At 64.8% G+C, this 11,822-nt stretch carries 11 protein-coding genes; 5 read left to right on the top strand and 6 right to left on the bottom strand.

The window, feature by feature from the left end; translation table 11 throughout:
* Window positions 1–24: 24 nt before the first annotated feature.
* The 4 genes from V5F74_RS17010 to dld all read right to left on the bottom strand — a co-directional run bounded on the left by V5F74_RS17010 (window position 25) and on the right by dld (window position 4,257).
* Complete coding sequence (locus tag V5F74_RS17010; RefSeq protein WP_029557047.1) at window positions 25–393, bottom strand: hypothetical protein; 369 nt, start codon at window positions 391–393, stop codon at window positions 25–27.
* Complete coding sequence (locus tag V5F74_RS17005; protein WP_029557048.1) at window positions 390–725, bottom strand: hypothetical protein; 336 nt, start codon at window positions 723–725, stop codon at window positions 390–392. The genes V5F74_RS17010 and V5F74_RS17005 overlap by 4 nt, the downstream gene beginning before the upstream one ends.
* Before the next feature lie 59 nt (window positions 726–784).
* Entirely contained in the window at window positions 785–2,392 is a 1,608-nt protein-coding gene (locus V5F74_RS17000; protein WP_029557049.1) for a thiamine pyrophosphate-binding protein, read from the bottom strand.
* A 65-nt stretch (window positions 2,393–2,457) separates the two neighbouring features.
* Window positions 2,458–4,257: a D-lactate dehydrogenase gene (gene dld / locus V5F74_RS16995; RefSeq protein WP_394009367.1), complete on the bottom strand. Its 1,800-nt coding sequence runs from the start codon at window positions 4,255–4,257 to the stop codon at window positions 2,458–2,460.
* Between the two features lie 320 nt (window positions 4,258–4,577).
* Between dld and V5F74_RS16990 the strand changes: the two genes are divergently transcribed.
* The 5 genes from V5F74_RS16990 (at window position 4,578) to V5F74_RS16970 (ending at window position 9,756) form a co-directional block, all read left to right on the top strand.
* Window positions 4,578–5,750: a PAS domain-containing protein gene (locus V5F74_RS16990; RefSeq protein WP_156026316.1), complete on the top strand. Its 1,173-nt coding sequence runs from the start codon at window positions 4,578–4,580 to the stop codon at window positions 5,748–5,750.
* 104 nt (window positions 5,751–5,854) lie between these two features.
* Window positions 5,855–6,487, top strand: a complete 633-nt coding sequence (locus V5F74_RS16985) for a UbiX family flavin prenyltransferase (protein WP_081837580.1) — start codon at window positions 5,855–5,857, stop codon at window positions 6,485–6,487.
* Window positions 6,487–7,968 carry a UbiD family decarboxylase gene (locus V5F74_RS16980; RefSeq protein ID WP_029557053.1) on the top strand — a complete coding sequence of 494 codons (1,482 nt, stop codon included), beginning with the start codon at window positions 6,487–6,489 and terminating at the stop codon, window positions 7,966–7,968. The genes V5F74_RS16985 and V5F74_RS16980 overlap by 1 nt, the downstream gene beginning before the upstream one ends.
* 70 nt (window positions 7,969–8,038) lie before the next feature.
* Window positions 8,039–8,563, top strand: coding sequence for a phenolic acid decarboxylase (locus V5F74_RS16975; protein WP_029557054.1), 525 nt, complete (start codon window positions 8,039–8,041; stop codon window positions 8,561–8,563).
* 38 nt (window positions 8,564–8,601) lie between these two features.
* Window positions 8,602–9,756, top strand: a complete 1,155-nt coding sequence (locus V5F74_RS16970) for a hypothetical protein (protein WP_394009363.1) — start codon at window positions 8,602–8,604, stop codon at window positions 9,754–9,756.
* A 408-nt stretch (window positions 9,757–10,164) separates the two neighbouring features.
* On the opposite strand, the gene V5F74_RS16965 is transcribed toward V5F74_RS16970, so the two are convergent.
* Both V5F74_RS16965 and V5F74_RS16960 read right to left on the bottom strand, forming a co-directional pair.
* Window positions 10,165–11,076, bottom strand: a complete 912-nt coding sequence (locus V5F74_RS16965; protein ID WP_394009362.1) for a nucleotidyl transferase AbiEii/AbiGii toxin family protein — start codon at window positions 11,074–11,076, stop codon at window positions 10,165–10,167.
* The gene (locus V5F74_RS16960) at window positions 11,066–11,677 is read right to left on the bottom strand and encodes a type IV toxin-antitoxin system AbiEi family antitoxin domain-containing protein (protein ID WP_394009360.1); all 612 of its coding nucleotides are present in this window, start codon (window positions 11,675–11,677) and stop codon (window positions 11,066–11,068) included. Before V5F74_RS16960 ends, V5F74_RS16965 begins: the two co-directional genes overlap by 11 nt.
* Between the last annotated feature and the right edge of the window lie 145 nt (window positions 11,678–11,822).

Raw genomic sequence — 11,822 nt, 5'->3', positions numbered from 1 at the left:
CGTCAGGCCGCGGCACGGGGCGCCCTACAATTGAGAGATGTCGAGGCCGGTCTTCTTCTGCGCGGCCAGGCGCATTTCGCGCACCATCCATTTCTGCCTATCGTCCGGGATGAAGAAGCCGCCGATGCCGGACGAAAAGAGCAGGTCGAAGACCCGTTCCGTCACCGCGGTGAGCGCCTGCTCCAGGTCCGCTCCGGCCTCCGGCTTCGGGGGCACCATGATGACGATGGTGTCTTCCACCTGCTCGACGATCTCGATCCTGAAATCCGGGCCCGGCGTGTAGCCGAACTCCGCGCAGACCACACCGACGGGGTCGGCGAGGAGCTTTGCGCGGTAATCGGGATCGGTGGCGATGCGCTCGTAATTCTTCTCGACGAAATCGGCATTGCTCACGGCTGATCTCCCTCGGTGCGGGCCGCATTGCGCAGAGCCAGCAGCTTGAATTTCGCGGCCACGGGCACGAGCCAGATGAACAGGCCCTGGCTGGACCACAGGTCCATCTGGTTGAGCGGCGTCGCCGCCGGCGGCGCATGGGGCGCGCGCGCGGGCGGGATGGTGAAATAGACACGGTCGCGCCGCTGCACCACCACCTTCACCTTGACGCCGGCCGGCACCGCGACGCCCATGGACTTGAGCGCCCCGACCGGGTCGCTCTCCACCTGCGCGGCGAACGCGTCGTCGGTCCACACGCGCCGCGTCAGTTCTTTCTCGAAATCTCCGGACACGGATGTCTCCCAATTTCGCTTCGATGGGATGCGGCGGGCGGCGCCGCGCCGCCGCCAGCTCACGGCTCGCGATTGATGATCAGGAAACTCGGACCTTGATGCGCGAGCGCGCGGGCGAGCACGTCGCTGACGCTCTCGACAACGTCGATCGTCTCCACGCGCGCGCCGAACCCCTCGGCGATCTTGCGCATGTCTACATCGGGATCGCTGAAGTCCAGGCCGACGAAGTGCGTGGTCGCGATGGTCGTGCCCATCACGTTGCACCACAGGTCCTTCAGCAGCCGGTATTCGTTGTTCACGAAACAGATGAAGATGGACGGGATGGAATACTTCGCCGCCGTCCACAGGGCGTGGATGGAGAACAGGCTGCCCCCATCGCCGACGAAGCAGGCGGCATGCTGGCCGCTCGCCAGGCCGATGCCGACGCCCAGCGGCAGGGCCCAGCCCAGACCGCCGCCACGCGGCGAGAAATGCACGTTCCGGAAGCCGAGGCTCACCGCCATGTCCTGCACGATGGCGTCCTCGGACGAGCCTTCCGTGATGACGTGGGTGGACCGGTCGAGATGGCGCAGCACCGCCAGGATCAGCGCATCGCTCGCGTGCGCTCCCGAAGCGGGATATTTCGCGTCCAGAGCTGCCTCGTCGACCGTCCGCGCGGCGGCTTGCGCCGTGTCGGCGCCGAGTGCGGTCGCCAGTGCATCGAGTGTCGCGCGGATGTCGCCGAGCACCGCCATGTCGCAGGGAAAGTCGAAGCCCAGCTGGCTGGCCGCCGGCGCGATCTGGATGACCTGCAATTCAGGCGGCAGGGCCTGGAGGCCATCATAGGTGAAGCTGTCGACCTTCTCGCCGACCAGCAGCATGGTGTGGTAGCGACCGAGCGTCTCGTTGATCGCCTTCGTGGTGGGAGGAAGCTGGCCGCGGAAGTTCGGATGCAGCGGATCGACCGTGCCCTGCACATGGAAGGGCGCGGCATAGATATCGGCGCCGAGGGCGCTCGCGATGCGGCTGATGGCATCGATGCCATGCGCCGCGCCCACCGCATAATCGGCGACAATGGCGAGCTTGCCCACCGGCAACGCCTTGAGCGTGTCCGCCACCTCGCCGATGGAGCGTGGCACCACATCCTCGATGATGCGCGTCTTCTTGAACGTCGTATGCTCGGTCTCCTCCAGCATGAAGTTCATGGGAATGGAGAGGAAGACGGGGCCGGTCGGCTGGAGCCGTGCATGCAGGTAGCAGCGCTGCAGGGCGACGGCGAGATCGTCCGTGCGCGTCACCTCATAGGCATATTTGGTGGCGGTCTCCGCCAACTGGACATTGGGCGCGCCGAGCACCGGATTGTGGATGAGGAACCGGGAATCCTGCTGCCCGTTGATGACCAGCAGCGGCACGCCGGACATGAGCGCGTTGCGCATGTTGAACATGCCGTTGGCGAGGCCCGGATAGGTGTGCAGGCTGACGATGGACGGCTTGCCGGTGATCAGCGCATAGCCGGCGGCGATGCCCACCGCGCTCGATTCATGCAGCGACAGCACATAGGTGGCCTTCGAGGCCGCCACCGCCGCGAGAAAGGTCGTCTCCGTGGTTCCGGGATTGCCGAAAACAAACGGAATTTCATAAGTCTCAAGGAAATCCTGGATGAGCTCGCCACCGGTCCGGGTCGTCATGTTCGCTCCAATGATCTTGCCGGAGCTTGCCGAGTGGCGTGCGCCGTACTTGGTATTTCAAATGGTCAGCCGTCGCACCGGAAGGTGCCGGGTGCACCGGCCTGTCCGCGCGGCATCCAGTGCGCGCATTTGGTGGTGCGACCGATCCCCGGATTGAACGTGTTGCAGGGATCGAGCGCCTTGAAATGGTCGACCATTGCGGACTTTGCGAAGTAGAGATGCCCCACATTGTGCTCGGCGGGATATTCCGCGCCGCGCTCATCGAGCAGCTTCCACATGGCGTGCTCGATCTCCTCGCAATTGCTGCCCTTGGCCACGATGTAATCCTGATGGAAGACGTGGCAGAAGAAGTGGCCGCAATAGAGCTTGCGGATCAGGTGCTTCTCGATGTCCGCGGGCAGCGTCTCGAACCAGTTTTCGTCGTTGCGGCGCAGCGCGATGTCGAGCGCCACGATATCCTCCACCTCGCGGTCGTGCACCGCGCGGTAGCGGATCGCCGCGCCGGCAGCGGCAAAGCGGTGCAGGAAGGCCTTGTCGCCTTCATCGGGCGTGCACTCGAAATAGTCGCCGGACTTCGACGGGAAGATCGACTTGAGGTAAGCGCGCGCCTCCGCGATCCCGTCGTCCCCCATTTTCAACAGCAGATAGTGCTCGAAGCGGTCGCGATAGTCGGTCATGCGCCGGGGCAGATGCTTCGGGAAGAGATGGCTCAGGGCCTGCAGTATCTTGGCGCTGAGGTTCTTCGGCAGGAAGCTGAAGCGCCGGCAGATATTGTCGAACGCCGCCTCAAGGGCGTACAGCCTCGGGATCATGTCCGTGCCAAGCGTGTTGATCACCACGAAGGTGTCCTTGCCATAGACCTCCGCGCAATTGAAGGAGTCCCGGTGCATGTACTCGCCTTCGATCGGCAGATTCTTGAAGCGTCCGAGGATATGGCGGCGGATGCCTTCGAGCTCGCCGGTATGGTTCGAGCCAATGTAGAAGACGACCTGTTCCTTCTCCTTCGGGAAGGTGTCGAGCCGCACCGCCATGAGCATCACCTTGCCGGCGCTGCCGGAGGCCTCGAACAGGCGGCGCGGATCGGCATTGAAGCGGGACGGGGTTGGCGCCGCGATGTCGCGCACATGGTCCGCATAGTCATAGTCTGAGGCGGCACGGGCGGGGTCGTTGACAATGTCGGCGGGGGTGAAATCGCCGCTCTCGACCCGCCGGAGGATCGTCTCCGGATCATTGCCCAGTGCGATGCCGAGATGATTGACGAGATGCAGGCTGCCCGCCTCATCCAGCCGTGCGAACAGAGCGAGCTGGGTGAAGGCCGGGCCACGATGGATCAGGGCGCCGCCGGAATTGTTGCAGACGCCGCCGAACACCGACGCGCCGATGCACGACGAGCCGATCACCGAGTGGGGCGCGCGGCCGATCTTGTCCAGGGCCTTTTCCAGATGGAACAGGGTCGTGCCCGGCAGGCAAACCACCTGCGTCCCGTCGTTGATCAAGTGCAGGCCCTCGATACGCATGGTGTTGATGAGCACGACGCCACGGTCGTAATCGTCCCCGTCGGGGGTCGAGCCGCCGGTGACCCCGGTGTTGGCCGACTGCATGATGACGATCTTGTTTGCTGCGATAGAGGCCTCCAGCACGCGCCATTGCTCCACCAGCGAGCCGGGCCGCACCACGGCGACCACCGGGCCGGAACCGAACCTTATGCCGGTGCGAAAGCGCCGCGTCGCCTCCGGACTCGTCAGGACGTGCGATCGACCGACGATCTCTTGCAGGACCGCAATGAGGTCCGCTTCATCCGCGACCGTCGTGTGTCCGGCCGCGTCGCGCGTTGGGACGCTCAAATCGAGGAATGCAGCGTCCATGACGACAGGTCTCCCTCACGTCACCTCTGGCTATCAGCCGGATGCGGTAAACGGCCTGATCTGGTGATCGTCCCTGAAACAGATCCGTCGGTGGCCAATGGGCCGCCCGGCGTGGGCTTATGGGACGTCAGCCTATCGCTACGGCATTGGAACGCACATCAACAGAAGTGGTGAGGTACCCAAGATTGGTGTTCGACTTGAAAGAAGAGCGGAGGACCCGGGTAACGCCGCCTTAGCCGCACTCCCTCCTCTAGGTCAGGATGCGTTGTAAGGCTTGCAATTCTCTGGCATCTTCCGGCTACCTTCAAGGTTGCCCCAGCGTGAAAGACACGGAGCGCGAGCTCGCCGATTGCGTCGGCGCTATCTACCAGGCCGGCGCCGGGGACGGCAGTTGGTTCGACGTCGGCGACCGGATTTGCCGGATCATGGATGCCCGGCGCGCCCTGCTGGTCCTCGGAGGTCCCGGAGGGGCTCGCAACTTGCTGATGCCTGCCGACGGCAGCGAGACCGCATATTCGGCCTATTTCCACGCCAGAGACCCCTATGCTGCCAAGGCCCGCTACGACTTTGCGACAGCGCGGGCTCACCACCTCGGCAACGCGAAGCTCGGCGCCGAGCTGGTCGCCGAAACCGAACTCCTCCGCAGCGAATATTACTTCGACTTTGCGCGACATCACGAGCGTCGTCATGTGATCGGCGGCATGGCCGGCCTCACGGAGGCGACTCCGATATTGGTGTCCCGCGGCGACGACACGGGAGCATTCGACGAAACCCATGTCCGCCTGCTCAAGACGCTCATGCCGCACGTGCAGCGCGCCATCGAGCTGCGCGCGCGGCTGGGGCGGGACGACGAGGCGGTGGCCCTGACACGGGCCGCCCTGGACGCGCTTCCCGTGGGCGTGGGCGTCGTCGATGCGGGGTTGAAGATCCGCTTCATCAACGATCTCGCCCGCAGGTATCTGGCCGGTCCCGATTCCGGTCTGTTCTCCATGCGCTCGGGCCCTTATGCCGGCAGTGGCGTGTACCTCGCGGCCATGTCCCGCGAAGAGGCCGGCATGCTCCGTAAGCTCGTTGCCTCCTCCACTTCAGGGGGCTCCGGGGGTGCTATGCGTGTCACCTCGCGCAACGGCGCCATCGCCGCGCTGACGGTCGCCCCGGCGCCGCGGGGCCTTGCCAATGACGTGAGCGGGCGGGACGAAGGCGATGCCAGGGAGCCCTTGGCCCTCATCCTCCTGCGGCCGCTCAATCGCAAGGTGGTACCGCAGGCGGACATGCTGTGCGAGATGTTCGGCTTCAGCCGCGCCGAGGCGGAGGTCGCCGTCGCGCTCACCGGCGGTGCCAGCGCCGAGGATGTGGCGCGCGGACGCGGTGTCTCGCTCATGACCGTCCGCAGCCAGATCCGATCGATCCTGGGCAAGTCGGATGCAGAGAATCTGCGCGACTTCGAGCGCACCATGGCGACCCTCGGCGCACTCGTTCCGCAACGGCGTTGAAGGGTGTTCGGTCGGCCCGCGTCCCGCATAGACAGTTCTGACGATGAGGCCTCTGGCCCGGCTGGCTAGGCTCCGTTCTATCGAACCGGGACCGGACGCACGCCATGCAACAGCACGTCATTCCTGCGCCACGCCGGCGCATGATCGTCGGGATCAGCGGCGCCACTGGGATCATCTACGGGCTGCGCGCCCTCGAGGTGCTGCGGAGCCTCGACATCGAGACACATCTCGTCATGTCGAAGCCGGGTGAGCGCACCCTTGCCCACGAAACCGAGCTGAAGGTGCACGACGTCCGCGCCATGGCGGACTTCAGCTATCTGGATGCCGACATCGGCGCCGCCATCGCCTCCGGCTCGTTCCGCACCATGGGCATGATCGTCGCCCCCTGTTCGGTGCGGAGCCTGTCCGCCATCGCCACCGGCAACACCGACGGCCTGCTCACCCGTGCAGCGGACGTTTGCCTGAAGGAGCGCCGCCGGGTGGTCCTCATGTTCCGCGAGACGCCCCTGCATGCCGGCCACATCCGCGCCATGGCGCAGGCCACCGAGAACGGCGCCATCGTCTTCCCGCCGGTGCCGGCCTTCTATGACCGACCCGCCTCGTTGGAGGAGATGGTGAACCATACCGTCGGGCGCGTGCTCGATCTGTACGACCTCGACGCAGGCCTGTTCAATCGATGGGGTAGCCAGCCGGACGCAGTTCCTCCCGCCGCCGCGCGCGCTGGGGGAGACGCCTGATGCCCCTCACCGATCTGCGCCTCTATATCGAGGCCCTGCGCAGCCTCGGTGAAATCCAGGAGATCGACGCACCGGTGTCCCTCGACCTGGAGCTTGGTGCCATCATCCGGCTCTGCATCGAGACAGGGGCGCCGGCGCCCCTGTTCAACCTTCTCTCCGACCACCCCGGTCGCTTCCGCATCCTTGGTGCTCCAGGCGGCACCAGCGCGCAGCCCGGCATGGAACTCGTTCGCGTTGCCGTCGCGCTGGAGCTGCCGCCGACCACCGGCGGCCTTGCGATCGCCGAGGCCATTGCCGCGAGCCTCGACAAGCCGCCCATCGACCCGGTGGTCGTAGACGATGCGCCGGTGTTCGAGAACATGCTCACCGGGGACGCGGTGGATCTCGCCGCGCTTCCCGCGCCGCTGCTGCACTATGGGGACGGCGGGCGCTATCTCAACACCTTCGGCTGCATCGTCGCACGCACGCCAGACGCCGCCTGGACCAACTGGTCCATCGCCCGGATGATGGTTGTCGACGGCACGCGCCTCTCGGGCATCGTGGCGCCGGAGCAGCACCTCGGCATGGTGGCGAAGGCCTGGGCGGACATGGGCAAGCCGATGCCGTTCGCGCTGGCGCTCGGGGTGGAGCCCTCCATTCCCTTCATTTGCGGCATGCCGCTGCCGGCCCATGTCAACGAGAGCGGGCGCCTCGGTGCGCTGATGGGGCGCGCGATCAGGACCGTGCGGTGCAGGACGGTCGAGCTTGACGCTCCCGCCAGCGCGGAGATCCTGATCGAGGGACACCTCCATCTCGACGAACTCGTCGAGGAAGGCCCCATGGGCGAGTTCGCCGGCTACATCCCTCTCGATACGCCAGCGCGCCGGCCCACCTACCGGGTTTCCGCCATCAGCCATCGCGACAACGCCATCCTGCCGGTGGTGGTCGCCGGCGAACCGGTGGAGGAGAACCACACCGCCTGGGGCCTGCCCAGTTCGGCTCAGCTCCTCCACGACCTACGCCAAAGCGGCATCCCGGCCACCACGGCCTGGATCCCGTTGCAGTCGGCGCTGCACTGGCTGGTGGTCACCGTTCCGCGCGACTGGCGCCGCCGGAGCGGCGTCGGCGAGAGCGAGGCGTTGTGCCGGCGGATCGGCCAGACGGTGTTCGCGAGCAAGGCGGGGGCGGTGATCCCCAAGGTGATCGTGCTCAATGACGACGTCGATCCGACGGACCTGAAGGAACTGGTCTGGGCCTTCGCGACCCGCTGCCACCCGTTGCTGGGCCATGCCGTGTTCGACGACATCGAGGCCGCGCCGCTTCTCGCCTATCTCCGCAGGAGCGAGAAGGCCTCGGGGCATACGGGCAAGATCGTCTACAACTGCCTGCCGCCCGACGAATGGGGCGAAGCCCTGCCGATGCGGGCCTCGTTCCGCCACGGCTATCCGGCGGAGATCGTCGACCGCGTGCGGCGGCGCTGGAGCGAGTACGGGTTCACGTAAGCGTCCCCATCCATCCCACGTCAACAGCATCTGGTCCGGGCATCAGCCCGGCGCCGGAGAGAGGACAGCCATGACCGACGCATTCGACTCCACCCATACGGCGGAGATCGCCGCCTTCGTGGGCAAGCACATCATCTATACTTATGCCAATGGCTGGCAGTATGAGATGTACTTCAAGAACGACCGCACCATCGACTACCGCGTGCATGGCGGCATGGTCGGCGGGCGCTGGGTGAAGGGCCAGGAGGTCCACATCGTCCGCCTCGCCGACGGCGTGTACAAGGTCTCCTGGCACGAGCCGACCGGCACCTGCGTGAGCGTCGCCTACAATCTCAATGAGAACCGCGCCCACGGCGCCACCTTCTTTCCGCGCTGGATCGAGGAGGAACCGAAGAAGATCATCGGCTTCCAGAACGAAAAGATCGACCTGATGCGCCAGTATCGCGATGCGGGGCCGACCTATCCGACCATGCTCGTCGACGAGTTCGCCGACATCACCTTCGTGGAGGAGTGCGGCCGCGACGACGAAAGCGTCATCGCCTGCGCGCCCGAGGATCTGCCCGCGGGCTATGCGACGCGCCGCAACGTGGGCTGATGGGCCCCGGCGACCGGTGGGACATGGAGCGTTCGACAATGGCGGTATTGGACCTCAATCGTCGTCAAGTCGCGACGCTCGGTATAGCCTTGGGCGCGACATGGCGCGCTCCGGCGGAAGCACAGACGAGATCCCCAATGCTCTATCCGGGCGAGGAGTTGACCGAGGCGGCCGGCTACCCGGCTCTGGTGCGGTTCGAGCCGGGGCGGAAGGGCCTTCCCCTCGTAGTGTTCGTCACAGGAGGCGGGGTGCTCGGCCGCATCGCCTATGGACCGCCCGGAGGAAGGGCCGCCGATTTCCTTTGCCACTGGCTGCATGAGGACGGATTTCCCTCGCTGGTCCTGTCCTATCCCATCGACAGCAGGGGGGTGTTCGACGCCGCATTCCCGCAGTTCTCGGTCACCGACTGGGCTGAGCAGAGCGCCGAGATCATCGCCCGCTACATCAACCGCAGTGGCCTGCCGGCCAACGCCATCGTCCTCGGCTGGAGCATGGCGGGGCGAATTGCCGAGCCGCTTCATGCCGCGCTGCGCGGCCGGGGAAAGGGCATCCAGCTTTTCATCGCGATGGCCGCCGCAACGGCGCTTCCCAATACCCTGCCCGGCCTCGACCACCTGAAGCCAGCCAAAAGCGGCCTCGCCGCGATCAGGGGCGCCTACCTCGACTGGCTGCTCCATTGCCTTGCGGATCAGAACGCGGCGGCGGGCCACGTGGTGCTCGATGCCGACGTGTTCGCCCGCGAGATGACCGGCGATTTCCCGGTCGGGCTTGCGGCATCGGCCATGCGCTACCGGGACGAAGCGTTCGTTCCCGACCCGGCCGCAGACGCGCGCGAGGTCGGCACCGCGCAGTATCGCGCCTTTCCGCCGCTCGCCTTAATGACGCATGCCTCTGCGATCGACGCCCGCCACGCGCTCACGGACCGCTCCACATGGGGCGTCTACATCACCCAGCAGCTTTGCGAAGGTTTCGTTTTCTCGCAACCGGACAAGCTCGCCGCGCTCTCCGCCGAGACATGGGCGGCGCTGGTCGAGCACGTCAGGACCGTCGCCGCGCGGCTGAGCGCGACGCTGCCGGGCAACCACATGTTCTTCCTTGGAGAGACTGGTGCGCGCAGAACCGTGCAGACGTTGAAGCTGCTCAGGCAGACCGCTGCAGACGTTGCAGGTGAGATTTCACATCTTATGGACTGAAAAAACGCTCATCCCGCTCACCGATTGCCCGAGCGGCACTGTGACATGCAGCGATACGGGACAAGAAAAATAACCCTCACCAATCAGTGGGAGGCGGGCGATCTCCGGCACGGCGCGGGATGGTCTGAAACCACCCTAGTTCATTCCCACTCGATGATTAACCGGAGCGGTAAGTATTTGAAATTTCGATGAGTGTAAAACGGAGAAATAGGCAATTACCGTCAGATATACCGTCAGAATCGCACGCAATTGATTTTCCACAATAAATGTGTCGCGGTGCGCGGCGTCGATCTGTACGTTTGCATTATATACGAAGCGCGGGAGAAATAGCTAGATCCGATCGCAAAAGCTTGCGATTGACTGCGATAGATAACGATGCCGCGTGCGCGTTCCTCGCTGTTCTGCAGGCTACGCATTCGATGCACTCCAGCCCTCACCGGGCTTCCAACGCTCATCTCTTTCAGCAGGCTCGATCAGGGGAAGTAGAAATCCGGCGAGGCCGGACACGACGGCAGCCAGCTCCGTCGGCGCTGCGGCCATTCGCTCTCGCCCCAGGAAGGCCTTCCATTGCCGCCCCCAGGCATCGGCGTAAGCGTCACTCAGACCGATCGGCTTCTCGGTTGGAAGCATGGTCTCGCGTCGCGCAAAGGTCTGGCGAACGGCCTCTGCAAGCGATGCCCGATCAAATTCGAACGTCTGCGCGATCAGCCAGAGATCGTAGAAATCCTTCAGCCGGCTGTTCGCAATACCGAGCTGAACGAGCGCCTGGAATTTCTCGGCAACCACCGTCGTCACCGGATAAGCGCGCAGGCGGGGCGCCGGCGCGTCGAGCAGCGGCGGATACACGATCTCGACCGGTCCCGGCGTGACGGCATCACCAAAACCGATGTCGACCTGGATCGGAATGCGGGCGCCTGCGATCGTCGCGGAGGTGCGCACGCGGATGCCGCCGTATTCAACATCCTCCCGGATCGGAACAGCGGTGATAGCGCCGATGTCGAATACGACGCCGTCGTCATCGACCGGCTGCCCGCAGATCGCTCGAAAGGCCTCTCCGATCGCCCCCGGGCTGTTCTCGCCATAGCCGAGGAAATCGAGATCGCGTGTAGGCCGGAAAGGATCTGCCACCCAGGTCACGAACAGCATCGCACCCTTCAGGATGAAGCGGTCGCGATGAGGTGACAGGCTCAGTCGATACAGAAGCCGTTCCAGCGCATAGCGCGTCAGCAGAATCTGAAAGTCCGTGCGTTCGGCACGAGACCGGTCGAGCAGGCGAGCCCGGACCGAAGCACCGACGTTTTTTCTTGGTTCATGTGCCATCGGCTACCGTCGCTTCCACATAGGGCCTCATGGTCGACCAGACCTTTCCTTTCGTCCCATAGGTCCAGAGCTGGTCGCTCGTGACTTTCCGCCGTCGAAGTCCCTCACGCAGGCCTTCCAGAGCGACGTCCAGTCCGACCTTCGCTCGATAGCGAAAGCAATCGACGATCGTCCGCGCCGGATTAGTGATCGCCACCTCGACGCCATCGATGGAGTGTCGCTCGACACCATCTGTCAGCGAGGGGCCGGTGAAGCGCACGAAGCGAATAGGCGGATAGTCGATCTTGGGACGCCATGCCGTGCGATCGATAGCCATCCAAACGGCGGATGGCATTTGCAGCGTCATCTCGTGGAATTGCAGCGCCGAGGTCAGGCAGATGACGCCTTTGGGAACGAGCACCGACGCTTCCGCCAGGATGCGAGCCGCATCCCCCGAACTGTCCGCAAGCTGATAGAGACCGCGCGCGGGGCGAACGACCGCCCCGTCCCGGACAAGACGCGCCAGCGTTTCCGGGCCGATGCCGTGGGCGGCAAAGTCCTTCAGCCGCATCATCGGGCACGCTTTCAGCAGCTTGAGCGCTTGAGTGCGTTGAGAATCCATGGCCGTAGCGATGTGATGTTTCCTCGACAGATTTAAAATATAGCAGAGGTTTTATCACATTTTCAGGAAACAGCAATCCGTTGCGCTTGCCCCTCGAAGCGGCCACCTGCGCGCCGGCACCGCCAAAGCGCAGGCTCTGACTTTG

Source organism: Xanthobacter aminoxidans (assembly GCF_043193615.1).
Classification (GTDB): Bacteria; Pseudomonadota; Alphaproteobacteria; order Rhizobiales; family Xanthobacteraceae; genus Xanthobacter; species Xanthobacter aminoxidans.
Note: the sequence above shows the minus strand (reverse complement) of the source record. Positions and strands in the feature narration are given on the sequence as shown.

Bases quoted from the DNA above. Each gene is read 5' to 3' on its own strand.
- V5F74_RS16970 (WP_394009363.1), top strand. From the start codon at position 8,602: ATGGCGGTATTGGACCTCAATCGTCGTCAAGTCGCGACGCTCGGTATA.
- V5F74_RS16980 (WP_029557053.1), top strand. From the start codon at position 6,487: ATGCCCCTCACCGATCTGCGCCTCTATATCGAGGCCCTGCGCAGCCTC.
- V5F74_RS16965 (WP_394009362.1), bottom strand. From the start codon at position 11,076: ATGGCACATGAACCAAGAAAAAACGTCGGTGCTTCGGTCCGGGCTCGC.
- V5F74_RS16975 (WP_029557054.1), top strand. From the start codon at position 8,039: ATGACCGACGCATTCGACTCCACCCATACGGCGGAGATCGCCGCCTTC.
- dld (WP_394009367.1), bottom strand. From the start codon at position 4,257: ATGGACGCTGCATTCCTCGATTTGAGCGTCCCAACGCGCGACGCGGCC.
- V5F74_RS17000 (WP_029557049.1), bottom strand. From the start codon at position 2,392: ATGACGACCCGGACCGGTGGCGAGCTCATCCAGGATTTCCTTGAGACT.
- V5F74_RS16985 (WP_081837580.1), top strand. From the start codon at position 5,855: ATGCAACAGCACGTCATTCCTGCGCCACGCCGGCGCATGATCGTCGGG.
- V5F74_RS16960 (WP_394009360.1), bottom strand. From the start codon at position 11,677: ATGGATTCTCAACGCACTCAAGCGCTCAAGCTGCTGAAAGCGTGCCCG.